This is a genomic window from Streptosporangium sp. NPDC050284, assembly GCF_044459525.1.
Taxonomy (GTDB): domain Bacteria; phylum Actinomycetota; class Actinomycetes; order Streptosporangiales; family Streptosporangiaceae; genus Streptosporangium.
The window spans coordinates 1-23,907 of sequence record NZ_JBITIZ010000010.1 but is presented as its reverse complement, the minus strand read 5'-3'; the positions used below and the strand labels follow the sequence as shown (position 1 = coordinate 23,907).

Sequence of the window (23,907 nt, the reverse complement as noted above, 5' to 3'; positions counted from 1 at the left end):
GGGCGTGACGAGAACCGGCTCCCGCCGTCGGCCCGGCCTAGGCCGGCTTGCCGTCGGCGGGGTGTTCGACCAGGGCGAGAATACGGCTGGACATGAAGCGGGCGGTACGCACGGCCGTTCCGCTTCGGGTGACCTCGCTCACCTCGACAACGCCGCCTCGGGCGTTGGCCACCTCAACGCGGCGCCCCGCTCTGGTGGCGCTGACCTCGTAGGTACGGGAACTGTCTCCTGCGTCGATGACAACCTCGACTTTGTCACCTTTCATACCTGAATAAGTACCCGGTAGCAGGCAGGTTCACCCGTACACCAGTTTGACTATCGCCACTATTCCGACGCACACCACGAACCAGCGCAGCACCGGGGCCGGCAGTCGCCTGCCGATCTTCGCGCCGAGGAAACCGCCGATCGCGGCGCCCAGCGCCACCATCAGGGCCGCCAGCCAGTCGACCTCCGCGACCACGATGAACAGCAGCGCGGCGCACGCGTTGACCAGCAGCGCGAGCACGTTCTTGGCCGCGTTGATCCGCTGCAGGCCCTCGTCGAGGAAACTGCCCATCAGCCCGATGAGCAGCACTCCCTGGGCCGCGCCGAAGTAGCCGCCGTACATGCCGCACACGAGAACGCCACCCCAGAGCCAGGGGCCGCCGTGCGGATGGGGGTGCTCCCGTCTGGCGCTCAGCCAGCTGTTGAGCCTCGGCTGGATCACCACCAGCACGCACGCCATGGCGATCAGGACGGGCACGACGATGTCGAACGTCTCCGCGGGAAGGTAGAGCAGGAGCACCCCGCCGATCATCGCCCCGACCAGCGCGGGAACCCCCAGCCTGATCAGCCGCGGGCGCTGCCCCCTCAGCTCCTCCCGGTAGCCGAACGCGCCGGTCAGCGACCCCGGGACCAGGCCCACGGTGTTGGAGACGTTCGCGATGACCGGTGGCATGCCCAGCGCGACCATCGTCGGGAACGTGATCAGAGACCCGGAACCGACGACGGCGTTGATGCCCCCCGCCCCGACGCCGGCCACGAAGATCGCGACCGCCTCCCACGGTGTCATGCGCTTCCCCTCACTCGTCAGGCTCGCGCCCATAGGCAGGTGCACGGCCCTCACCGGATGGTAGGAGGAGATCGAGATCATCCGGTGGCGGGGGTGTCCTTAACGTCGGAAACGCCCTCCTCGCCCGGGGCCTCGTCCCTGTCCGGGAGAAGGTCCGCGAGGCTTTCGAGGGTCCGCCTCAGGTCCGGCGGGACGATCCACAACCTGCCCGCGTCCCCCCTGGCGATCTCGGGGAGCGCCCGCAGATATTCGTGGGCGAGAAGCTCCGGGTCGGGCCTGCCGTCACGGGCGGCGCGAAAAAGCATGTCGATCGCGTCGGCCTCCCCCCTGGCCCGCGTCGCCCTGGCCTCGGCATCGGCCCGCGCCCTGAGCACGGTCGCCTCCGCCTCGCCGCGAGCGGCCAGTACGGCGGCCTTTCTCCGCCCCTCGGCGGCGAGGACGGCCGCCTGCTTCTCCCCCTCGGCCGCGAGCAGCGCGGCCCGCCTGTCGCGGTCGGCGCGGTAGTGCCTCTCCATCGCCTCCTGGATCGAGACGGGCGGGTCGATCGTCTTCACCTCGACCCGGCTGGCCCGCAGACCCCATCCGCCCGCCGCGTCGTCGAGCGCCCGGCGCAGCTCGGTGCCGATCTCCTCGCGGGAGGCCAGCACGCGGTCCACACTCATCCCGCCGACCACGTCGCACAGCGTGGTCGCGACGAACTGCTCGACGGCGACCAGGAAGTTGGCGATCTCGTAGGTCGCCGCGCGGGCGTCGGTCACCTGGAAGGAGACGGCCGTGTCGACCGAGACGACGAGGTTGTCGGAGGTGACGACCGCCTGCGGCGGGAAGGCGACGACCTGCTCACGGAGGTCGACCATGTCCTTGATCCGGTCGATGAACGGCACTACGAGGTTCAGCCCGGGACCGAGCGTCCTGTGGTAGCGCCCCAACCGCTCCACGACACCCGCCGTGGCGTGCGGCACGACGCGAACCATCCGATGGACGGCGAAAGCCGCCACGACCACGATGACGAGTGCGGCGACAAGCGCTTCCATGAACCACCCCGGGCGGTCGAGTCACGTGGAACTCTTGACCCGGCAGGATATTTGCTTTTCCCTTCACCGGCCTTTGAACGACCGAAACGATCTCGGAACCTCTCAGGGCTCTCTCAGAGCTGGTGCGCCCGCGCGTACCAGCGACCCTCGCGCCCCCGATCCAGGGTGAGCGGGACGCTGAAGGTGTGCGACAGGTTCTCCGCGGTCATCACCTGGTCGATCGGGCCCTGAGCCACCACCGAGCCGTGCCGGAGCAGCAGGGCGTGGGTGAACCCACTGGGCACCTCCTCCACATGGTGGGTGACCAGCACCATGGTCGGCGCCTTCGGGTCGTGCGCGAAGGTCGCCAGGCGGCGGACCAGGTCTTCGCGCCCGCCCAGGTCGAGGCCCGCGGCCGGTTCGTCCAGCAGCAGCAGCTCCGGGTCGGGCATGAGCGCGCGGGCGATCTGGACCCGCTTGCGCTCCCCCTCCGACAGCGTGTTGAAGCGGCGCCGGATCAGGTGGGCGCAGCCGAGCTGGTCGATCAGCTCGACGGCACGCGTGACGTCGTGGGAGTCGTACTCCTCCGTCCAGCGGCCGAGGATGGCGTACGAGGCCGTGAGAACCAGATCGATGACCTTCTCGTCCGGCGGCACCTTCTCCGCCAGCGCGGCGCTCGCGAGCCCGATGCGGGGCCGCAGCTCGAAGACGTCACTCTGGCCGAGCCGCTCGCCAAGGATCTCGACGACGCCCTCGGTGGGGAACAGCATCGCCCCGACCACCTGCAGCAACGTCGTCTTTCCCGCGCCGTTGGGGCCGATGACGACCCACCGCTCGTCCTCGTGAACGGTCCAGTCGATCTCCCGCAGCAGGACCGCTCCGTCCCTGCGGACGGTGACGTCCTGTAGCCGAAGCACCTGACCGCCCATCCCTTACGCCTCCTTGTGAATCGCTCGAACAAAACCTATTGCAGGACAAGCGCATATCGTGGATCGGTGCACCCTGATTCACCGATCTCGGCCACCCTGGTCTGCTGGGGCAACGCCTGGCTCGCCGGACAGGTCGGCCTCGACGAGGCCGCCGACCGCGTGGAGCGGCAGGCAGGCCCCCAACTCGTCGCCGGCGAGACCGGCGACCTCGCCCTCCGCGGATTCCTCGCCGACCTGCGGATCGAGGGCATGAAATCGCTGCGACTGGCCCTTCCCGTCGCGGGCGACCCACTCGGTCTCACCGGACCGCCCCCTTTCAACTCCGCGGCCATCGAGGCCGGGCAGGCGGCGACAGCCGTGCTTCCCGACAGATGTCTCGGCCTGATCCCGGTAAACGACCGCCGCGGGTCATCGTACGCCGGGGTTCGCTGGACCGTGCTGGAGGCCCGTACCGCGGCCCCCGACCTGCCCTCCCTCGCCGAGGCCGAGCACGAGCTGACCCGCGCGATGCGGGTGGCCACCGACGCCCTGCTCGGCGTGGAGGGTCCGGCCCAGGGCCACCGGCGGCTGGAGATCGTGGACGACGGCCTGGCCCCCGGCTACCCCGCCAGGGCCCACCGGGTCGCCGCCCTCGCCGCCCGCCTCGCCGCGGTGCTCCGCGTCGCCGACGACCGCGGGCTCACCTCGGGCCAGATCGCCGTACGCGGTGGGGCCCTGCGTGAGCTCGACCGCGCGGTGCGCCGGGCCAGGGTGGTCGCCCACCACGCCATCACCGAGCTGGTCTGAGGGCCGGGCCACCGGGACCACCGTCAGGCCAGACCGTTTCTCACCGCGTAGAGAGCGGCCTGGGTCCTGTCCTGCACGCCCAGCTTCATCAGCACGCTGGAGACATGGGTCTTCACCGTCTTCTCCGCCACCGCGAGCTGCCTGGCGATCTCCCGGTTGGAACGGCCCGAGGCGATCAACGCGAGCACCTCGCGCTCCCGATCGGTCAGCGGCGCCACATACCTGTCCTCCTGTCCGCCCTCCCTCGCGACCCGGACGGGTTCGGGACCGGCCAGCATCGCCTCGGCGGCCTCGGGGGCGAGCAGCACCTGGCCGCCGTACACCGCCCGGATCGCGCGTACGAGCGCGACCGGTTCGACGTCCTTGTAGAGGAAGCCCGCCGCGCCCGCTCGCATCGCCGGGGCCACGTCGCCCCTGTCGCTCACCGAGGTCAGCACGAGCACCCTCGGCGACAGCCCTCGCTCGCCCAGCAGCAGCAGCGCGCCGAGCCCGTCGAGCACCGGCATCTTCAGGTCGAGCAGCAGCACGTCGGGGGCGAGAGACTCCACCAGGGCGACCGCCTCGGCGCCGTCGGCGGCCTCGCCGACCACGTCGAGATCCTCCTGCAGGTCCAGGAAGGTGCGAAGGCCCTGCCTCACGACCGGGTGGTCGTCGGCGATCAGGACGCGGATCACCCGGTCGTCGCCGTCAGGACCGCGTACGGCCGGCCCCGAGGACTCACCCGGCCGACGGACCGAACGATCATCGTCAGGACCGCGTACGGCCGACTCCCCCTGACGACGGGTCAAACGATCATCCTTCTCCGCACCACGGGTCACGCGGGCACCTCCAGTCGGACGAGTGTGCCCCGTCCCGGCTCCGAGGTCACCCGCACGTCGCCGCCGACGGCCTCCGCCCTGTCGCCCATCGAGGCGATTCCCAGACCTCTCCCCGCGGCGGCGGTCACGTCGAAACCGGCCCCGTCGTCACTCACCTCAAGAACCACGCGCCCGCCCTCGCAGCCCAGCCGCACCTCGACCGCACGCGCCGCCGAGTGTCTGGAGGCGTTGTGCAGCGCCTCCTGGGCCACTCGCAGGACGGCCACCTCGATCACCGGTTCGAGCTCGCACACCGGAGACTCCTCGAACGAGAACGAGGCCGGGTGCAGCCGGTCGAGCAGGCGGACATGCTTGCGGAGCGTCTCGGCCAGGCCGTGCCGGTCGAGTTCGGCCGGGCGGAGTTCCACGATCACCGCGCGCAGCTCGGCCAGCGCCTCTCCCGCCAGCCGTTCCACCTGGCCGAGCTCCCGCAGCGCCCGCACGGGATCGTCGACGACCAGCGACGCGGCGGCCTGCGCGGTGAGGCGCAGCGAGAACAGCTTCTGGGTCACCGCGTCGTGCAGCTCCCTCGCCATCCGGGTGCGCTCCTCCACCAGCGTGAGCTCCCGGCCGCGCTCGTACAGGCGGGCGTTGGTGAGGGCGATCGCGGCGTGCGCGGCGAACATGGTGAGCAGCCGCTGGTCGGCCTCGGTGAAGCCTCCGGGGGCACGCTTGTTGGACAGGAAGATGATGCCGAGCACCTCGTCCCCGTCGAGTATCGGCACCCCGAGGAAGTCCTTGAGCACCGGATGGGCTCGCGGCCAGTATTCGAACCTGGGGTCCCTGCGGATGTCGGGCAGCCGGACCGGCGTGCCCTCGCGCAGCATCGCGCCGAGCATGCCGTGCTGGCGGGGCATGGGCCCGATCGCGTCCCACTGCTCGTCGGAGATGCCCTCGGCGACGAACTCGGCGAACGCCCCCTGGTCGTCGGGCACGCCCAGGGCGGCGTAGCGTGCGTCCAGCAACCGTCGCGCCGACCGCACGATCACCTGGAGCACCTCCCGCACCGACAGGTGCCTTGTCACCGCGAGGACGGCCGAGCTCACCGCGTGCAGCACGGCGTCCCTGCCCTCGCTCTCGGAGTTCACGAGACGACTCTAGGCGGCGGTGGAGGCCCGCCGCCTACTCCATCGGTCCTAGGCCCATCGGCCCACCTCCGGCAGGGTCCGGCGGCCGATGTACGACGGGCGCGCGGCTCCTAGCGTCGAGGCATGAAGAAGACCGCACTCATCACCGGCGCCTCCCGTGGCCTCGGCCTGGCACTCGCCCGCTCCCTCGCCGCCGACGGCTGGCGGCTCATCCTCACCGCGCGGGGCGAGGACGCGCTGCGATCCGCCGCGGACGAGCTCGGCGCCCTCGCCCTGGCCGGAGACGTCACCGACCCCGCCCACCGGGATCGGCTGGCGCGGGTCGTACAGGAACACGGCGGGCTGGACCTGCTGGTCAACAACGCCTCAGGGCTGGGCGCGGTCCCGCTGCCGCCGCTGGCGGGATACCCGCTCGACACGCTCCAGGAGCTGTTCCAGGCCAACGTACTGGCCCCGCTGGCACTGATCCAGGCGAACCTGCGCGGGCTCAGGGAGCGGCGCGGCGCGATCGTGAACATCTCCTCCGACGCGGCGGTGGAGGCGTACGAGGGCTGGGGCGGGTACGGCGCGACCAAGGCCGCCCTGGAGCGGCTCTCCCACGTGCTGGCCGTCGAGGAACCCGACGTCGCGGTCTGGTGGGTCGATCCGGGCGAGATGTCCACCGCCATGCTCGCCGACGCCGTCGGCGCCAAGGAGGCCGAACAGGCCCCGGCCCCCGCGACCGTCGTTCCCACCCTGCGGCGGCTGATCGCCGACCGCCCGGACAGCGGCCGGGTGAGGCACGGATGAACGGGCGGGTCACCGAGCGAGGAGGACCTGTGAGAAAGGCGACGGAATCCGTACGTGCGTGCGGGGAGGGGGCGTGAGCGCGCCCGCGGCGGACGCGATGGCCGCGGACTTCGTGCTCCCGCGCGAACTGGAGGCGCACGAGCCTCCGGAGGCCCGAGGGCTGGCCCGTGACGGGGTGCGCCTGCTGGTCTCGGAGCGGGGCATCGGACAGATCGGGCACCACGCGTTCGCCGATCTTCCCGGTCTGCTCGGCCCCGGCGACCTGCTCGTGGTGAACAATTCCGGCACGCTTCCCGCGGCCGTCCGGCTCGATCGGCTCGCGGTGCACTTCTCCACCGAACGTGAGGACGGTACCTGGCTGGTCGAGCTCCGCAGGCTCAGGGGGCGGACGGGCCTCGCCGGAGGCCCCGAGAACACGGAGACGGCCGGCGAGCCCTACCGGGGCGGTGCGGACGGGGAGTGGCTGCCGCTGCCGGGTGGGGCGACCCTGCGGCTCCTGGGACGCGAGACGCCGCGCCTGTGGCGGGCGAGGCTGGACCGCGAGGTCACGGGCTACCTCCGCCGGTACGGCGTGCCGATCCGATACTCGTACGTGGACAGGGACTGGCCGCTCGCCGACTACCAGACCGTGTTCGGGGTGCGGCCGGGCAGCGCGGAGATGCCCAGCGCGGGGCGACCCTTCACCACCGGGCTGGTGACCTCCCTGGTGTCGCGCGGGGTCGGGATCGCGCCGATCACCCTGCACACGGGGGTGGCGTCCCCAGAGAAGGACGAGCCGCCGTATCCGGAGCGGTTCGAGGTGCCGGAGACCACCGCGCGGCAGGTGGAGCTCGCTCGCGAGTCGGGCGGCCGGGTGATCGCGGTCGGCACGACCGTGGTCAGGGCGCTGGAGACGTCCGCGCTGGCCACCGGCCGTGTCCGGGCCGCGGACGGCTGGACCTCGCACATCGTCACCCCCGAGGTCGGAGTGAGGGTGGTGAACGGCCTGCTCACCGGGCTGCACGAGCCGCGCTCCAGCCACCTGCTGATGCTGTCGGCGATCGCCGGCCGCGACCTGCTCTCGCGGTCGTACGCGGAGGCGCTCGGAGAGGGCTATCTCTGGCACGAATTCGGCGATGTCCACCTGATCACCGGTTAGCGGATAGTCAACCGCAAGAGGTTTACAAGTCGGATCTCCCATGATGATCCGTAATCAACGGGACGAAATCCGACTGGAGTTAAAAATGCGCCGGCACCTGGCCGCCATCGCCGCCATCGCCCTGGCGGGAGGCATGCTGCTCACCCCCGCGACCGCGAACGCCTCGGCCCCTCAGATCACCGCACCGCAGAAGGTCGCGGGCCCGCCGCTCGCGCCGCTGAAGACCACCGTCTTCTATCCGCGCAGGGCCTGGGCGGGCGACTCGTACGTCTACACGCTGAAGATCAAGAACACCGGCAAGTGGTACACCGACATCGCCTACGTCGGTGGCCGCCTTTCCCCGCACGTCTCCAAGGTCCGCATCGTCGGCAAGCCCGCCGGCTCGTACTGCGAGATCTCGGGGCGCGAGGTGGGCTGTCTGCTCGACACCCTGAACCCCGGCAAAACGGCCACCCTCAAGGTCAAGGTCTGGCTGAAGAACGGTGCCCGGGGCACCGCGACCGCCAATTTCGGCTCGGTCTCGATCGACGTCCCCGCGGGCGGGCTGGACACCCTCGACATCTACGGCATCGACGTCGGCACCGACATCAAGTACGTGCGGGTGAAGACCCGAGTGCTTCGCTGACCACGCGTTCCGCGCCTCTCGCCTGCTGACCGTCCACCTCTCCCGCTCCCGGGTCCGGGTCCGGGTCCGCTCCCGGATCCGGATCCGGTTCGTTCCGTTCGTTCTCGCCACCGGCTCCGTTCCCGGATCCCGGCGACGGCGACGGCGACGGCGACGGCGACGGCGACGAGTGCGGGCAACCTCATATACACGGCGCCCGCGCACCGTGCAGGATCTCCCCATGGCGAGTTCCGGACGGTGCGCGATTCATGGCTGAACTGAGAGTCGTCCTGGCCGAGGACCACTACCTGGTGCGTGAGGGCACCCGCAGGCTCCTGGAGACCTCCGGCGAGATCGAGGTGGTCGCCGCCGTGGGCACCGCGGACGATCTACTCGACGCCGCAAGACGGCTGCGCCCCGACGTGGTCGTCACCGACATCCGGATGCCGGGCTCGGCCGATCTCGTCCGCCCGGGAATGGAGGGCATCGACGCGGCGCACCGCATCCGCGCCGCCTCACGGGACATCGGGGTCGTGGTGCTCTCCCAGTTCTCCGACGCGATGTTCGCCCTGGACCTGTTCAGGGACGGCACCGAGGGCCGTGCGTACCTGCTCAAGGACCGGGTCGGTGACATCGACGAGCTGCTCGGCGCGATCAGGTCGGTGGCGGGAGGCGGCTCGGTGATCGACCCCAAGGTGGTGGAGGGCCTGCTCGCCAAGCGCGGGGTACGCAGCGGCCCCCCGCCCGCGGAGCTCACCCCCAGGGAGCTGGACGTGCTCAGGGAGATGGCGCACGGCCTGTCCAACGGAGGAATCGCCCGTGCCCTGCACCTGTCGGTCTCCGCGATCGAGAAACACGTCAACTCGATCTTCATGAAACTGGCCCTGGAGAACAGTCCCGACACCCACCGCAGGGTGGCGGCCGTCATCACATACCTGGGTTCGGCCTAGCCGGGCCGGGACTTTCCGGGTTCGGTCCAACCGAAACCGGAACCGGGAGCGGGAGCGGTCCTGGGGCGCGAGGGTGCAACCGGGATCGAAACGCGGGGAACGCTCGCAAGCGGTCCCGTTCCCAATGGAGACGGTCCTTCGCCTCGAATCAGGCCGCAGCGGAGACGGTCTTCCGCCTCGAATCAGGCCGCGGCGGGAACACTATGCGCGGCCCCGGCGACCAGCACAGAGGCGACGGACGACTCGGCCGCCCAGGCCAGCTCCCCGCGGTCGCGTCCCCGTACTGGGGGCAGCATCGTCACCTCCACCGTCAGCCGCCGGACGGCCACCACGCGGCGGATCGACGCCCACAGGAGGTCGTCACCGACATAGACGGGTCCGCTGGCCAGGACGTTCTCCCCCTCCAGATATCTGATCGCGACCGGTCTGACCGGGGCCCCCGCGTCCAGGGCCGCCTGGAACACGGCGGGCCTGAACGAGCCCATCCCGCGCCCGCACCAGGTCGTCCCCTCGGGGAAGGCCGCCACCGGATGGCCGTCGGCGAGCGCCGCGGCCACGTCGCCGACGGCCTCGGGCAGCGCGGAGAGCCGGTCCCTGTCGATGAACAACGCGCCCGAGCCCGTCGCGAGCAGGCCGACAACCAGCCACGCCCGGACCTCCTGCTTGGCGAGCACCCGGCACGGCAGGACCGCCGCCATCACGAGCGGGTCCAGCCACGACACGTGGTTGGCCACGACCAGCGGGGCAGCCCCGGACGATCCGTCGACGACCGGACAGGGCCCGGCGACCGAGCCGGCCATGAACGCGAACCCCCGCCTTACCTCGATCCGTACACCGACCGCCCGCAGCACCAACCGGGACCAGGCGCTCGTCAGCCGGATCCTGCTCGTCGTACCGAGTCCACGGGCCGCGAGCGCGAGTACCACTCCCGCCAGGACGACCAGCCCGACCGCCGCGAGTCGCAGCGCCCTGCGCGGCGCCTCGGCCCTCGATCCCGGCGGGAACAGGCAGGTGGCGGGCGTGCACGGCGCCACAGGCATCCACGGGCTCACGATGCGGCTCCCAGGAAGTGGCGCAGGTAGCGGGGGTCGGCCTCGGCCATCGAGAGCAGGACGAAGAAGTCGGCCGTACCGAAGTCGAGGTCGTGGGCGGGCGGGCCGCAGACCCAGGCGCCCAACCGCACGTACCCGCGCAGCAGCGGCGGTAGCGTCGCCCCTCCCTGGCTCGTGGCGGCCGTACGCTTCGAGGCGCCCTCCCGCTGCGACCGCACCACTCCGGCTCCCATCGGGAAGACCGGAACAGACCCGGAAGCGGCCGAGGGGGCCGACCCCCCTCTCCGGCGCGGAGAGCCTGAGACCGGGCCCGCCCGCCAGGGGCGGTGCGGCGTGACGCGGTAGCCCGGCGGTGAGAGCGGCACCCGCTCCATGATCCCGGCCGCGTCGGCCAACGGCACCGAGCAGCACCCGGCCAGCCAGCCGTACCCCCCGGCCATCATGTAGCGGGCGATGCCCGCCCACATCAGCCCGAGCACCGCGCCGCCCCGGTGTTCCGGGTGTACGCAGGCCCTGCCGGTCTCGACCATGTTCCCCCGGATACCGGCCAGCGCGCTGAGATCGAACTCGGAGTCGGAGTAGAGACGATCGGCCCTGCGGGGGCCGAGCAGCCGGTAGGTGCCGACGACCTCACCGGTGTCGTCGCACCTCACCAGAAGGTGATCGCAGTAGGCGTCGAGCGGATCGACGTCCAGGCCGGTGATGGGACTGTCCAGCCGGGCGCCCATCTCCTCGGAGAAGACGCGGTGGCGCAGGCGCTGGGCCTCGCGCATCTCGACGGCGGTAGCGGCCAGCCCGACGCTGTAGCGGGCGAGGCGCGACTCCACGGGAAGGGTCGTCATGAGGTTCATGAAGACAGTCGCAGATGACGCGGGACCGGAGTGCCCCGCGAACTCCAGGCGTCCGGATGATGAACCACATTCACGGTCGAATCCGGAGCCAAGTACCGTAGGAACCGATGAACCAGCGCACGCTTCTGATCACGTTGAACGGCCCCGACCGACCGGGCGTGACCTCACGCCTCTTCTCGGTCCTGGCCGGCTTCCCCGTCATCGTCGCCGACGTGGAGCAGGTCGTCATCCGCGGCCGACTCACCCTCGGCGTCCTCGTCTCGTACGCGGGCGACACACCGACCGGCACCGGCGGCACCCTCGGGGCCCTCTGGACCGCCGTCGAGCGGGCCGCGGAGGACCTCGGACTGCACGTGGAGCTGTCCACCGGCTCCGACTCGAAGGAGAAGCGGCGCAGAGGGCGGCTCGACGTCACCGTGCTCGGCTCACCGCTGCAGCCCGCCGCCATGGCGGGGATCGCGGGGCGGATCGCCGCGGCCGGTGCCAACATCGACCGGATCGAGCGCCTGTCCAGCTATCCGGTGACCTGCATCGAGCTCTCGCTCTCCGGCGCCGACCCCGACACCCTCAGGGCGGAGCTGGCCATCGAGGCGCACGCCCAGCAGGTCGACGTCGCCGTGCAGCGGACGGGCCTGCACCGCAGGGCGAAGCGTCTGATCGTGATGGACGTCGACTCGACGCTCATCCAGGCCGAGGTGATCGAACTGCTCGCGGCGCACGCCGGCTGCCTGGAGGAGGTCGCTCGGGTCACCGAGGAGGCGATGCGCGGCGAACTCGACTTCGCCGAGTCACTGCGCCGCCGGGTCGCGCAGCTTGAGGGCCTCTCCGAGGAGGTCTTCGAGAAGGTACGCAAGGAGCTCGTGCTGACTCCCGGCGCCCGGACGCTGGTACGGACGCTCAAGCGGCTCGACTACCGGTTCGCGATCGTCAGCGGCGGGTTCACGCAGCTCACCGACGCCCTCGTCGATGACCTCGGGATCGACTACTCCGCGGCCAACACCCTGGAGGTCGTCGACGGCGTGCTGACCGGACGGGTCGTCGGCGAGATCGTCGACCGGCCGGGCAAGGCGCGAGCACTGGAGCGCTTCGCCCGCGAGGCGGGGATCCCGATCAGCCAGACCGTGGCCATCGGCGACGGCGCCAACGACCTGGACATGATCGCGGCGGCCGGTCTCGGCATCGCGTTCAACGCCAAGCCGGTGGTCCGCCGCGCCGCCGACACCGCGGTCAACGTCCCCTACCTCGACTCGATCCTCTACCTGCTGGGCATCCCGCGCGCCGAGGTGGAGGACGCCGACGCCGAGGACGGTGTCACCGCCGCCGAACGTTGACCGTGATCGGTGGGGTGGGCCTCCGCGAACGTGATCACCGTACGGCTGTCCCGAGGCGTCACCGAAGAGCTGAGACGCCGTCGTGTCTCAGCTCTCGCGTGCCCCTGACGCTCGGTTCTCAGTGCTTTCTGGGGGTCCAGTGGACGATGCCGCGGCCGGTGTCGAGTTCGGCCCACTCGCCGTCGACCCCGATGACGGCGAACGCGCCGGGCGGGAACCCGGCGTCGCCGTCGGCCGAGGTGAGCTGCATGACAAGCTCCTGAACCCCGGGGTTGTGGCCGACCAGGACCAGCGTGCGCGCCTCGGGATCGCTCCGCCGGATCAACGCGAGCAACTCGTCGGGATATGCCTCGTATATGGCCGGCTCGATGAGGATCTCCGCACCGGGGAGTGCCAGGTCGGCGGTCTGCCTGGTCCGTACCGACGGCGAGCAGAGCACCAGGTCGGGGGTGAGGTCCATACCGACGAGGGCCGCACCGACCTTGAGGGCGTCGCGCTCGCCGACCTCGGTGAGGGGACGTTCTCTGTCGGCGAGGCCGGAGGTGTGAGCCGCCTTGGCGTGGCGCAGGACGACGAGCGTGCGCGCGGTCATCGGGACGCCCACACGGCCAGACCCACGATCACCGCGAACATCGCGGCCATCGCCAGCAGGATGAGGACGAGTGTCTTGCCTCCGGAAGGCTGCTGTTCCATACGAGCAGTTTCCCACCGGGGTGGCCCGCACATGCCGAAGGGGTGCACGCGGCCCGTGCACCCCTCCGTCAAACATTGCTCAGCTGGAGACCTGCTCCGGCTCCCGGTCGGAGTTGCTCTCCTCCGTCGGGGCGATGCCCGCCGAACGACGCTTGGAGATGACGACCGCGGCGACGACGATGCCGACCGCGACCACCGTGATGCCGATGCGCAGCGCCGGGTTGTCGGCGTAGGTCACCACGGCGGGGGCGATCAGCAGCGCCACGAGGTTCATCACCTTGAGGAGCGGGTTGATCGCCGGTCCTGCGGTGTCCTTGAACGGGTCGCCGACGGTGTCACCGATGATGGTGGCCTCGTGGGCCTGCGAGCCCTTGCCGCCGTGGTGGCCGTCCTCGACCAGCTTCTTGGCGTTGTCCCAGGCACCACCGGAGTTGGCCAGGAACACCGCCATGAGCGTGCCGCACGCGATGGCACCGGCCAGGAACGCGCCGAGCGGAGCGTACCCGAGGGCGAAACCGACGGCGATCGGGGTGAGGACGGCGAGCAGGCCGGGCGTCGCCAGCTCCCGCAGCGAGTCGCGGGTGCAGATGTCGACGACCCTGCCGTAGTCGGGAAGCTCCGTCCCCGCCATGATCCCCGGCTTGGTACGGAACTGCTCACGCACCTCGAAGACCACCCGTCCGGCCGCGCGGCCGACCGCCATGATCGCCAGGCCGGAGAACATGAACACCACCGCGGCGCCGATGATCAGACCGACCAGCACGTTCGGGGAGTCGACGCTCAGGCTGAACGCGCTGAACGAGCCCAGCGCCTCCTTCACGCTCGCCGTCGCGCCCACCAGCTCGCCCTCGACCGCCGTACGGAACGCGCCGAACAGCGCGGTCGCGGCGAGCACGGCGGTGGCGATCGCGATGCCCTTGGTGATGGCTTTGGTGGTGTTACCGACGGCGTCCAGCGAGGTGAGGACCTGAGCGCCCTCGCCCTCGACGTCGCCGGACATCTCGGCGATGCCCTGGGCGTTGTCGGAGACGGGACCGAAGGTGTCCATCGACACGATCACGCCGACCGTGGTCAGCAGACCGGTGCCCGCCAGCGCCACGGCGAACAGCGCGATCGTGACGTTGCCGAAGCCGAGCAGGAAGGCCCCGTAGACGGCGGCTCCGATGATCAGCGCGGAGTAGACCGCCGACTCCAGGCCGACGCTGATGCCGGACAGGATGACCGTGGCGGGGCCCGTACGGGAACTCTCGCCGATGTCCTGCACCGGGCGACGGTTCGTCTCGGTGAAGTAGCCGGTGAGGATCTGGATGGCGCTCGCCAGGACCAGGCCGATGAGCACCGCCCCGATCGCGATCAGACGCGGGTCCGAGGTGACGGCGGCGATCTCCGGGCTCACATTGGTCAGACCGGAGAAGCTGGCCGGCAGGTAGAGGTAGGCCGCGCCGGCGACGAGGACCGCCGAGATGGCCGCCGAGATGAAGAACCCTCGGTTGATCGCGGCCATCGCGTTGCGGTCACCGGCGCGCGGGGCGGTGACGAAGATGCCGATGATCGCCGTGATCACACCGATCATGGGCACGATCAGCGGGAACACCAGTCCCTCGACGCCGAAGGCCACCCGGCCCAGGATCAGGCTGGCGACCAGCATGACCGCGTAGGACTCGAACAGGTCGGCGGCCATGCCCGCGCAGTCACCCACGTTGTCGCCGACGTTGTCGGCGATGGTGGCGGCGTTGCGCGGATCGTCCTCGGGAATGCCCTGCTCGACCTTGCCGACCAGGTCGGCGCCGACATCGGCGGCCTTGGTGAAGATGCCTCCGCCGACTCGCATGAACATCGCGAGCAGCGCGGCACCGAAGCCGAAGCCCTCCAGCACGGCCGGGGCTTCGCCCCCGTAGGCGATCACCACCACGGCCGCGCCGAGCAGGCCGAGGCCAACGGTGATCATTCCGGCCACACCGCCGGTGCGGAAGGCGATCCGCATGGCGACCTTCTCACCGGACGTGCGGGCGGCGGCGGCGACGCGGACGTTGCCACGGACCGCGAGCCACATGCCGATGAATCCGGTCAACGCCGAGAACAGCGCGCCGACGACGAAGAACGCCGACCTGCCGATCCTCACGCTGGTCGTCTCGGCCGGGAGAAGGTACAGCAGGAACGGAATCAAAATGACGAATAGCGCGAGCGTCCGGAACTGCCGCGCAAGATACGCGGAAGCCCCTTCCTGGACGGCTCTCGCGATGTTCTGCATGCGTTCGGTGCCTTGGTCGGCGGACAGCACCTCCCGCACCAGTGTGCCGGCGACGGCGAGTGCGAGCAGGGCGACGGCGGCGACCACGATGACGATGGTGAAGTGGTGACCACTTAGGGAAACCGCTGGCTCCGCAGCGGCGAGATGGAGCACAGACATCCGACTCTCCTTGGCAAGACGGGAACACGTCCTGCCCGGAGTGCGCTGCGGTGATTGTCAGGCGGCTGAGGCGGCGCACTCCGGGATGGTGGGCAGTGCCGCTTCCAGTTGCAGACCCCCACGGAGTACGGCTCGCGTGCGGGCCGCTCCGAAGGATAAACCTTGGCCGGTCCCGGGAGTCTACGCAGCGACGACGCGGATATGAAGCCTCTGCCCCCGCCCAATTGACGACACGAGCGGCGCCCTCTGACAGCCGACCTGCTTATGGGGTCATTTCACCCGTCACATCCGCCCCTCAGCTCCGGTTTCCTCCCAATTTCAGTCAAGAAACATCCACGTTAAGTTTTGACCGAAATTGAAATCTCCTCGGGGAACGGCCGGGCCCACCCACCGGACATCACGGACGATCCTCCGGGCGGCCCCTCTCCCCTCCCTCCGCCCTCAGCCCCGGTAAACGGTGAGGCAGGCGGAATGACGTTGCGGCGCTGGGTCTCAGCGGCCTCAGCCCCGGCGAACGGCGAGGCAAGCCCGGCGAGCGCCATCGGCGGCCCTCCGGCGGGGCGAGATCATCCGGCCTCCGGACACGTCTCCAACGGACGCACCTCGGGTCGATGACCACCACAACACGGACGACACGGACGACACGGACGGATGGCGACCACAACCCGGACGTCATCACAGACGACCTCGTGGCCGCCCTCTCCCAACAAAAACAGCCGGGCGTGTCCATATGGACACGCCCGGCTGTCGAAGTCTGCTTTTCAGACCGGAGACATTCCGTTCGTCGCCGCCGGCCAGCTCATGCGGATGCACATGCCCTTCTGGCTCGGGTAGACCTGAACGTCGTCGGCCAGCCCCGCGATGACCGCGATGCCGAAACCGGCCATCAGGTCATCGGGAAGCTGCCCGAACGGATCATCGAACCCCAGAAGGGCACGATCATGCTCCAGCTCATCACTAGGGGCGGAGTCGGTGACTGTCACCTCAAAACGCCCTAAGTCATCACGTAGCTCGATCCGGATCGGCTCTCCCGGACAGTGGAGGCGATGTGCCTCCACAGCCCGCGAGCACGCCTCTCCAACAGCGAGCCGTACCTCGTCCAGCAGCGACTCCTGTACGCCGGTACGCCTGGCGATGGCCGTGGCCACCAGGCGTGCCGTCCGCACATGCGCGGGGAGAGCGCTGAACGTCAGCTCGACGGTAGCCACGACTACTTGTCTCGACCGTGAGCTTCCTTGGCCTCGTCGACCGAGGCATAGATCCCGAAGACCTTCGTCAGTCCAGTGATCCGGAAAATCTTCAGGATGCGCTCCTGGGTGCAGACAAGCTCCAGTGAGCCATCGTGCGCCCTAACTCGCTTGAGCCCGCCGACCAGGACACCAAGGCCCGTGGAGTCAAGGAAGTCGACCTTCTCCATGTTGACGAGCAGGTGGAAATTCCCCTTGTTGACCAGGTCGATCAGGAGCTCACGCAATCTGGGCGCGGTGTAGACATCGATCTCACCCTCAACCTCAACGATGGTGAGACGGTCCTCGGAATGGTGGTCCAACTTCAGATCCACAGATCCTCCAGCGCCTTGCCTGCGCAAGTACCGATTAGAGCATGCCTTCCTGGGACCGAGTGACCCCCGGACGACAAGCCCCGACGCGCGGCATTCAACCATGCGTACGCTCAGTGTCTATACGAAATCACGATTCCCGGCGACTCTGCCCACAGATGTGAGACTGGAAACCAGTGACCCCGCCCTCATCCTCGCCCCTCAGCGCGGGCACCGCCCTCAGCCGCCTCCTCGACGTTCCCGCACGTCGGGCGCGTGTTACCCATGTGGAGCACGTTCCCGCACGTCAGGCCGGTGATACCGGATGGCCGGACTGGGTCGACCAGCGACTGGTTACGCGCTGGGCGAACCTCGGTATTTCCGGCCTGTGGCCACATCAGGCCGAGGCCGCGGATCTGATCCACCGTGGCCAAAACGTGATCATTTCCACAGGGACAGCGTCGGGCAAGTCCCTCTCTTACCTGGTCCCGGCACTCTCCTCGACGCTCGACGGCGGCACGATCCTCTACCTGTCGCCCAGCAAGGCACTCGCCGCCGACCAGCTCCGCGCGCTGCGCGAGCTCGACCCTCCCGGCCTCCGCGCCGCGACCTACGACGGCGACACCTCCTTCGAGGAGAGGGCCTGGGTGCGCAAGCACGCCAACTACGTCCTCACCAACCCGGACATGCTTCACCGCGGCCTGCTGCCCCGTCACGCTCAGTGGTCGCTCTTCTGGCGGCGGCTCCGGATGGTCGTCGTGGACGAGTGCCACGGTTACCGGGGCGTGTTCGGCTCCCACGTCGCGCAGATCCTGCGCCGCCTGCGCCGGATCTGCGCGCGGTACGGCTCCCGCCCGGCGTTTCTGCTCTCCTCGGCGACGGCCAATGAGCCCGGAGTCTTCGCGCAGCGCCTGACAGGCCTCCAGATGGCCGAGGTGACCACGGACACCTCTCCTCGGGGCGCGACCACCTTCGCACTGTGGGAGCCACCCCTGACCGATCTGCGCGGTGAGGGCGGCGCCCCCGTCCGGCGCCCCGCGACCGCCGAGAGCGCGGATCTCCTGGCCGATCTCGTCGCCTCCGACGTGCGGACCCTCGCCTTCGTCCGTTCCCGCAGGGCCGCCGAGACCGTGGCCCTCACCACTCGGGCCAAACTCCAGGACCTCGTCACCGACGGGGAGGCGACCCCGGATCTGCCCGGCAAGATCGCGGCCTATCGGGCCGGATACCTGGCCGAAGATCGCAGGAACCTGGAAAGGGCCCTGCGCTCCGGCGAACTGCTCGGCCTGGCGACGACCAACGCGCTGGAACTCGGCGTCGACGTCTCCGGACTGGACGCCGTGCTCATCGCGGGGTGGCCCGGGACCCGCGCCTCTCTCTGGCAGCAGGCCGGGCGGGCGGGACGGGACGGGCAGGACGCGCTGGCGGTGCTGATCGCGAGGGACGACCCCCTGGACACCTACCTCGTCCACCATCCGGAAGCCCTGTTCGGCCGTCCCGTGGAGACGATCGTGCTCGACCCCGGCAACCCGTACGTGCTGGGGCCTCATCTGTGCGCGGCGGCGGCCGAGATCCCGCTCACCCACGACGAACTGGACATCTTCGGTCCGACCACCAAGGAGGTGCTCGCCGATCTGGTCGGGGACGGCCTGCTCAGGGAACGCGCCACAGGCTGGTTCTGGACCAGCCGGGAACGCGCCACCGACCTCGCCGACATCCGAGGGGCGGGCGCCGCGCCCATTCAGGTCGTCGAGATGTCCACCGGACGGCTGCTCGGCACCGTGGACGAACCTTCGGCCCACTCGGCCGTGCACACCGGCGCCGTCTACGTGCACCAGGGAGAGACGTTCCTGGTGGCCGAACTCGACCTGGAGGCGGGGGTCGCGCTGGTCGAGGCGGGAACTCCCGACTACACGACCTTCGCCAGGGATGTCACCGATATCTCGGTCATCGAGTCCCTTCGCTCGCACCCTCTCGGTCAGGGAGAGCTACATTTCGGCGCGGTCGAGGTGACGAGCCAGGTCGTGGCCTATCTCAAGCGCCGAGCCCAGAGCGGTGAGCTCATGGGGGACGAACCTCTCGACCTGCCCCCGCGCACGCTACGGACCCGGGCCGTCTGGTGGACGCTGCCCACCTCGGCGATCCTCCCCCTCGCCGAGGAGGGCCTGGACCTCGGCGGCGCCGCGCACGCGGCCGAACACGCCTCCATCGGCCTGCTGCCGCTCTTCGCGACCTGCGACCGCTGGGACATCGGAGGCGTCTCCACCGAACTCCATCCCGACACCGGGGTGCTCACCGTCTTCGTCTACGACGGCCACGAGGGGGGCGCCGGCTTCGCCGAACGCGGCTACGCCCGCGCGCGCGACTGGCTCACGGCCACCCGCGAGGCCATCGCCTCCTGCGAGTGCGAGCGCGGCTGCCCGTCGTGCATCCAGTCTCCCAAGTGCGGCAACGGCAACGAACCTCTCGACAAGGCCGGAGCCCTCCGGCTTCTCGCCGTCCTGCTCTCCCCTGAGCCCACGGACCCACCCCCGCTCCCGCAAGAGCCGGCGAACGGCTCCCCGCTCTCCCGGGAGCACACGGACATGCCCTCGCCCCTCCCGGAACCCTCGGATACGTCCCCGCTCCCGCAGCAGCCGGTGAACGTGTCATCGCTCCCCCAGGACTCTGCGGACGTGCTCCTGCTTTCCCAGAGAACTCAGGACACCTCGGATGTGACGGGTGGGAGAGCCGCCGGGGTGGCGGACGGCGGATGAGCTCTTCCCCGCTGTTTTACTCAATGCTGCTTTACTCAATGCCCTTCACCGTTGCTTTGCTCGATCCGCCGTCAAGGTCCTGGATCAGCGATGTGAACAGGTCCCGCACGTGCCCTGGAGGTGATCACCACCGGCCCTTTCAAAGGTAGCGAGACCTCCATGACCACCTCGATATCCGCGACACCGCCCTCGCTGAGAGAGCAGCGGGTGATCCTGGCCTTGTTGTCCGCAGCGAGCACGGAGGCCCTCAGGCAGCTCCGGTCCGGATCCGCGAAGGCGAGTCGGGCGGCGGCGAGCGCACTCAGGTCGGCGGCGCTCTGCGCCCGGTGGCGCGCGACCCTGGCCATGCCCGCGAACACGACCGCCACCGCGACCGCGAAGACCAACGCCATGAGCCCGACCGTCCAGATCGTCGCCGACCCCCGCTGCGCGTTCTCCCTCCCCGTACCGGCCATGCCCGGCCTACCGTTCCAGCCCTGGCTCGGTGATGGACACGGCGGTCGCATGGACGGTCACGCCCGGGAGTGAGGCACCCCATCGGGGTTTGACGTTCGCGGACACCTCCACCCGTGTCACCTCCGCGCTCCGGGTCACCGTGACCGCGGCGCCCGGCGGAGCGACCGACAGGACACCTCCCCGGACCCGCTCAAGGGACTCGCCGCGCGAAGCGGCCCTTGCCCCGGCTCGCGCGGCGTCCACACACTCCAGTCGCGCCTCGACCGCCGCCACGGCCCACAGCCCGGCTCCCAGAACGACCATGAGGGCGGGCAGCGCCGCGGCCGTCTCCGCTGTCACCGAACCCCTCGACCGGCGGGAACCTGACCGGCGGGAGGGGATCAACGGCGTCGGGAGGGTCATCCGGCCACGGTGAGTGCTCGATTGATCAGACCTGTGATCATCTGTTGGACCTCGGAACTCGTCACCACCTTGAAGAGAAGGGCGGCGAAAGCACAGGCGGCGATCGTTCCGACCGCGTACTCGGCGGTGGACATGCCTCGGTCACGGTGCGCGCCGGCGATCAGCAGCGCCCATCGGTCGCGCAACCACCGCGACCGGTCGCGCCGCGCGTCCACAGCACTCGTTCGAGCCATCTACTCCTCCTGGAGATCTCCACCGGACCCACCGCCCGGCATCGGTACCGTCAGGGTTCTCCATACGCCCGAGGCCCCGCCGACCCGAACCACGTTCTGGGGAAAGAGCCTTCGGTTATCCACAGCTCGGCAAGCGAAAAAAGGCTCAGCAGCACGAAGTGCCCCTTCGGCCGACAGGAGCCTTTCCAGGTCCTCAATGAGGAAATTTCCTGACGTTTATCCACAGGCGGCGCCATTTTCCTGTGGATAACCCCTCCGGGCGGGGAAAACCCTGTGGATAACTCAAGGAAGCGGTGCCTCACCGGCGACCCCTACCGCGACAAGACTGCTCGTGAGATGGGTCCTGGCGGCTTCGCGTAAGGGCACGAGCAGAGGGTTGTCATCGCCTGCGCGAGTGGCGAGGACGACCTGACTCGGTTTCACACCGTGCACGGGGATGCCGGTGACGTCGGGGTGGAGGGTCTCGGCGCGCAGGATGTCCGCCAGCTGAAGGTAGGGCGCCTGTACCCCTCGTGATCAATTGTCACGGGCAAGAGGTTAGGTAGCCCCAGAAGGCCGAATATGGCCCCGGCTAGCCAGGGCCAATTTGGCATACGGTTCCGTCAGGCGCGGCGGCAAGCTCCCTTCCCAGGCGTGCGCCGCCGCGCTCATCACTCCCTAGCGGCACCCTCGGGCCAGATCACGGTCACCCGCACGCCACGGCGGCGAGCATCCTCCACAGCGCCCGCCGTCCCGCCCGCATCCACAGGCGCCTCGCCATCCCACACCGCCACGAGCTCGTCGACCGACCCCAGCACCGCCTCGTTGGCCGCGACGTACGCGTCCCGGCTGGCGTGGTCGAAATCCATCACCCGTACCCGGGCGGCCTTGCCCAGCAGCCGGTCGAACTGCTCTGCGTGATCCGGCTTGACCTTGGCCTCCCGGTAGTCCCGCGACGGCAGGACGACTTCGAGAACACCACCGGTCTGCAGAACGGCCTCAGCGAACAGCGAGTCAGCACCGCGGGCGATGCAGGACACTCCCGTCACGTCACCGGCCACCGCTTCCAGATGCGAGCGCAGCGCATCGGACACGAGGCGAGTCGTATCCGGAGTCAGGTTCATGTGGCCGGTCACACCGATACGCACCATCAGCGCCTCCTGATCGACAGCGATCTTCTCAGCGCGCCAGTGTCTCCTGAAGGTGCTCCCTCAGGCCAGCCATCGCGGGGTCCCGCCGCGTTGCGATCTCCGCGTGCAGCTCGCGCAGCTGGACACGAACTCGATCGGACTGCACCTGACCAGCCGTGTCCGCGGCAGCACTTCCCACCGCGACCGCCTCGTTCAGGTCGCCGTTACGCAGGTGCGCCTGGGCGAGCCCGACCTGGTCCAGGGCGAGGCTTCGCATGCTGGTCCGTCGGCGAAGTTCCAGCGCCCGGCCGATGTGGGTCACGGCGACGGCCGCATGCTGACTGCTGCGGCGCGACATCTCCAGATAGCGCCCCCCGGTAACACCGGCGAGCTCGGCCTCGTCAAAGTAGGTGATCCAGTTGGGGTCGGAATCCCCCGCGCGGATTGCGCCGAAGGCATCCTCGGCCGCATCCGTTGCCCTCCGGAACGCCTCGGGCCTGCCCAGCGCCGCGTACGCCCACGCCTCGCGGGTGTGCAGCATGGCCCGCAGCCTGGGGGTGCCGGCCACCTGCACCCCGTCCAGCGCCAGGCGGACCAACTCCAGCGCGTCGTGCGGCCGGTCGAGGTAGAGCAGTTGGCGGGCCATGGACGCCAGGACGCTGGCCCCGAAAGATTTGTTCTTGGCGGGCTTGGACGCTTGCAGCGCCAGGGCGTAGTACTTCTGCGCCGCGGTCTGCATGCCGCAGTCCCAGCTCATCGTGGCGGCGATCTTCGCGAACTCGGCCATCACGTGGAACAGCCGCACCGTGATGGCCTGCGGATGCGACTCTCGCAGCAGGTCGGCGACCTCGTTGAGCTGGCCGATCACCGCCTTGCGTGCGAGGCCTCCGCCCTGGGAGTCGTCCCACGTCCTGAAGACATCCGCGGTTCTCTCAAGCTGGGCCACCTCGTCGACGCCGATACGGCCCGCCGGGAGTGCGGAGGGCAGGTCGTCCGGGGTCCTGGCGAGCCAGCGCTGAACAGGGTCAATGAGGGGAATTCCCACCGTAATGGATAGCGCTTTGACGGCTTGGCGACGGTCAAGCATTAGATCACTTCTACTGAAGTCGTAAACGGCACATGCTGTAGATCGCGGTTCCCATACCCACGGAAGGTCTGGTTCCACCACAACGCCCACCAATTCGTCGCTTTTGACAGGAGCCGAAAGCGCAAGCGGCGAGGCATCGAAGAGAGCGACCTCATCAAGATCAAAGGCTCGGGCACATAGCTTCGGATACGGATCCTTCGGCTGATGCTTGCCCGTTTCCCAATTCTTGATATTGCGAATGATGCTCTCACGTGCAGGAAGGCGACCGCGCGTTTCCTGGCTGGCAGCCTCGGTCAACTTCTTTGCCATGTCCCGGTGAGACCACCCGCGGTTGCGTCGTTCCTCCCGCAATCGCACGGCCCAGGGAGGAGTCTCAGGGGAAGCCTCACCGGTCATTGGGCACCTCTTCAGAGCGAGGGATAGAGCTCTTTCCCTCAGTTTCCCTCACTCTCACCTGGCCATGCGTGCTTTTACAGGGATCTCATGAGGTGACCATCCAAAAAGGCGGAGCCCGCCAACCGGTAGCTGACACCGGGACGGGCCCCTTGATCAGGAAGGCTCTCCTGACCCGTGAACAACTCTATTGCTCCGGTTCTTGACCGGACTACGGCAAGCGGCTGTGCCTGTTTCGCCGACGCGCCGCCGCTGCCGATGGGATGCGCCGTCTGCGGACATGCCCCCTACGCTCACCACTGCCTTGGCCAGGCCACCGACCACGAGTACGCGCAGCCGACCGGCGAGCTGATGGCCCAGCGCCTGGAAGCGCGCCGCCGCACCGGCCCGCA

At 69.5% G+C, this 23,907-nt stretch carries 25 protein-coding genes; 8 read left to right on the top strand and 17 right to left on the bottom strand.

What is annotated here, in order from left to right:
* Positions 1–37: 37 nt before the first annotated feature.
* The 4 genes from ACIBH4_RS23080 to ACIBH4_RS23065 all read right to left on the bottom strand — a co-directional run bounded on the left by ACIBH4_RS23080 (position 38) and on the right by ACIBH4_RS23065 (position 2,993).
* Positions 38–265 carry a hypothetical protein gene (locus ACIBH4_RS23080; RefSeq protein WP_329088968.1) on the bottom strand — a complete coding sequence of 76 codons (228 nt, stop codon included), beginning with the start codon at positions 263–265 and terminating at the stop codon, positions 38–40.
* Positions 266–295: 30 nt separating this feature from the next.
* Positions 296–1,051: a sulfite exporter TauE/SafE family protein gene (locus ACIBH4_RS23075; protein WP_362769184.1), complete on the bottom strand. Its 756-nt coding sequence runs from the start codon at positions 1,049–1,051 to the stop codon at positions 296–298.
* A gap of 77 nt (positions 1,052–1,128) precedes the next feature.
* On the bottom strand, positions 1,129–2,085 hold the full coding sequence (locus ACIBH4_RS23070) for an SPFH domain-containing protein (protein WP_362515431.1): 957 nt from the start codon (positions 2,083–2,085) through the stop codon (positions 1,129–1,131).
* A gap of 113 nt (positions 2,086–2,198) precedes the next feature.
* Positions 2,199–2,993, bottom strand: coding sequence for an ABC transporter ATP-binding protein (locus ACIBH4_RS23065; RefSeq protein ID WP_350942557.1), 795 nt, complete (start codon positions 2,991–2,993; stop codon positions 2,199–2,201).
* Positions 2,994–3,059: 66 nt separating this feature from the next.
* On the opposite strand from ACIBH4_RS23065, the gene ACIBH4_RS23060 reads away from it, so the two are divergent.
* The gene (locus ACIBH4_RS23060; RefSeq protein WP_362515433.1) at positions 3,060–3,779 is read left to right on the top strand and encodes a hypothetical protein; all 720 of its coding nucleotides are present in this window, start codon (positions 3,060–3,062) and stop codon (positions 3,777–3,779) included.
* Between the two features lie 23 nt (positions 3,780–3,802).
* On the opposite strand, the gene ACIBH4_RS23055 is transcribed toward ACIBH4_RS23060, so the two are convergent.
* Positions 3,803–4,453: a response regulator transcription factor gene (locus tag ACIBH4_RS23055; RefSeq protein WP_362515505.1), complete on the bottom strand. Its 651-nt coding sequence runs from the start codon at positions 4,451–4,453 to the stop codon at positions 3,803–3,805.
* 140 nt (positions 4,454–4,593) lie between these two features.
* Positions 4,594–5,724, bottom strand: a complete 1,131-nt coding sequence (locus tag ACIBH4_RS23050) for a GAF domain-containing sensor histidine kinase (protein ID WP_362515435.1) — start codon at positions 5,722–5,724, stop codon at positions 4,594–4,596.
* A gap of 123 nt (positions 5,725–5,847) precedes the next feature.
* Between ACIBH4_RS23050 and ACIBH4_RS23045 the strand changes: the two genes are divergently transcribed.
* The 4 genes from ACIBH4_RS23045 to ACIBH4_RS23030 all read left to right on the top strand — a co-directional run bounded on the left by ACIBH4_RS23045 (position 5,848) and on the right by ACIBH4_RS23030 (position 9,205).
* Positions 5,848–6,513: an SDR family NAD(P)-dependent oxidoreductase gene (locus ACIBH4_RS23045; RefSeq protein WP_362769167.1), complete on the top strand. Its 666-nt coding sequence runs from the start codon at positions 5,848–5,850 to the stop codon at positions 6,511–6,513.
* Positions 6,514–6,586: 73 nt separating this feature from the next.
* Complete coding sequence (locus tag ACIBH4_RS23040; protein WP_362769170.1) at positions 6,587–7,651, top strand: S-adenosylmethionine:tRNA ribosyltransferase-isomerase; 1,065 nt, start codon at positions 6,587–6,589, stop codon at positions 7,649–7,651.
* Between the two features lie 85 nt (positions 7,652–7,736).
* Positions 7,737–8,276, top strand: a complete 540-nt coding sequence (locus tag ACIBH4_RS23035) for a hypothetical protein (protein ID WP_362515444.1) — start codon at positions 7,737–7,739, stop codon at positions 8,274–8,276.
* Between the two features lie 248 nt (positions 8,277–8,524).
* Positions 8,525–9,205 carry a response regulator transcription factor gene (locus ACIBH4_RS23030; protein ID WP_362769173.1) on the top strand — a complete coding sequence of 227 codons (681 nt, stop codon included), beginning with the start codon at positions 8,525–8,527 and terminating at the stop codon, positions 9,203–9,205.
* A gap of 182 nt (positions 9,206–9,387) precedes the next feature.
* Here the strand turns inward: ACIBH4_RS23030 and ACIBH4_RS23025 are convergent, their stop codons facing one another.
* Positions 9,388–10,257 (bottom strand): lysophospholipid acyltransferase family protein, encoded by an 870-nt coding sequence (locus tag ACIBH4_RS23025; protein WP_399172778.1) that lies wholly within the window; start codon positions 10,255–10,257, stop codon positions 9,388–9,390.
* On the bottom strand, positions 10,254–11,099 hold the full coding sequence (locus tag ACIBH4_RS23020; RefSeq protein ID WP_362515449.1) for a GNAT family N-acyltransferase: 846 nt from the start codon (positions 11,097–11,099) through the stop codon (positions 10,254–10,256). Before ACIBH4_RS23020 ends, ACIBH4_RS23025 begins: the two co-directional genes overlap by 4 nt.
* A gap of 116 nt (positions 11,100–11,215) precedes the next feature.
* Here ACIBH4_RS23020 and serB point away from each other — a divergent pair, with 116 nt between their 5' ends.
* On the top strand, positions 11,216–12,439 hold the full coding sequence (serB, locus tag ACIBH4_RS23015; RefSeq protein ID WP_362515451.1) for a phosphoserine phosphatase SerB: 1,224 nt from the start codon (positions 11,216–11,218) through the stop codon (positions 12,437–12,439).
* A 118-nt stretch (positions 12,440–12,557) separates the two neighbouring features.
* Here the strand turns inward: serB and ACIBH4_RS23010 are convergent, their stop codons facing one another.
* From ACIBH4_RS23010 to ACIBH4_RS22995, 4 genes are all read right to left on the bottom strand, one after another.
* Entirely contained in the window at positions 12,558–13,031 is a 474-nt protein-coding gene (locus ACIBH4_RS23010) for a histidine phosphatase family protein (RefSeq protein ID WP_362515454.1), read from the bottom strand.
* A gap of 180 nt (positions 13,032–13,211) precedes the next feature.
* Positions 13,212–15,542 (bottom strand): sodium-translocating pyrophosphatase, encoded by a 2,331-nt coding sequence (locus ACIBH4_RS23005; RefSeq protein ID WP_362515458.1) that lies wholly within the window; start codon positions 15,540–15,542, stop codon positions 13,212–13,214.
* Between the two features lie 761 nt (positions 15,543–16,303).
* Positions 16,304–16,750 carry an ATP-binding protein gene (locus ACIBH4_RS23000; RefSeq protein ID WP_350942543.1) on the bottom strand — a complete coding sequence of 149 codons (447 nt, stop codon included), beginning with the start codon at positions 16,748–16,750 and terminating at the stop codon, positions 16,304–16,306.
* 2 nt (positions 16,751–16,752) lie between these two features.
* A complete protein-coding gene (locus ACIBH4_RS22995; RefSeq protein WP_030916965.1) occupies positions 16,753–17,103 on the bottom strand; it encodes an STAS domain-containing protein in 351 nt (116 codons plus the stop codon).
* Between the two features lie 263 nt (positions 17,104–17,366).
* Between ACIBH4_RS22995 and ACIBH4_RS22990 the strand changes: the two genes are divergently transcribed.
* The gene (locus ACIBH4_RS22990) at positions 17,367–19,835 is read left to right on the top strand and encodes a DEAD/DEAH box helicase (protein ID WP_362769187.1); all 2,469 of its coding nucleotides are present in this window, start codon (positions 17,367–17,369) and stop codon (positions 19,833–19,835) included.
* 71 nt (positions 19,836–19,906) lie between these two features.
* On the opposite strand, the gene ACIBH4_RS22985 is transcribed toward ACIBH4_RS22990, so the two are convergent.
* The 5 genes from ACIBH4_RS22985 to ACIBH4_RS22965 all read right to left on the bottom strand — a co-directional run bounded on the left by ACIBH4_RS22985 (position 19,907) and on the right by ACIBH4_RS22965 (position 23,080).
* Positions 19,907–20,290 carry an Rv3654c family TadE-like protein gene (locus ACIBH4_RS22985; protein ID WP_362515462.1) on the bottom strand — a complete coding sequence of 128 codons (384 nt, stop codon included), beginning with the start codon at positions 20,288–20,290 and terminating at the stop codon, positions 19,907–19,909.
* A gap of 7 nt (positions 20,291–20,297) precedes the next feature.
* The gene (locus ACIBH4_RS22980; protein WP_362515464.1) at positions 20,298–20,630 is read right to left on the bottom strand and encodes a TadE family type IV pilus minor pilin; all 333 of its coding nucleotides are present in this window, start codon (positions 20,628–20,630) and stop codon (positions 20,298–20,300) included.
* A gap of 59 nt (positions 20,631–20,689) precedes the next feature.
* Positions 20,690–20,926 carry a DUF4244 domain-containing protein gene (locus ACIBH4_RS22975; protein WP_362515467.1) on the bottom strand — a complete coding sequence of 79 codons (237 nt, stop codon included), beginning with the start codon at positions 20,924–20,926 and terminating at the stop codon, positions 20,690–20,692.
* A 650-nt stretch (positions 20,927–21,576) separates the two neighbouring features.
* Positions 21,577–22,056, bottom strand: a complete 480-nt coding sequence (locus tag ACIBH4_RS22970) for a hypothetical protein (RefSeq protein WP_362515470.1) — start codon at positions 22,054–22,056, stop codon at positions 21,577–21,579.
* Between the two features lie 28 nt (positions 22,057–22,084).
* Positions 22,085–23,080, bottom strand: a complete 996-nt coding sequence (locus ACIBH4_RS22965; protein WP_362769178.1) for a hypothetical protein — start codon at positions 23,078–23,080, stop codon at positions 22,085–22,087.
* A gap of 612 nt (positions 23,081–23,692) precedes the next feature.
* On the opposite strand from ACIBH4_RS22965, the gene ACIBH4_RS22960 reads away from it, so the two are divergent.
* Positions 23,693–23,907 (top strand): hypothetical protein (locus tag ACIBH4_RS22960; RefSeq protein ID WP_399172772.1); only part of this gene is annotated, 215 nt, incomplete at its 3' end.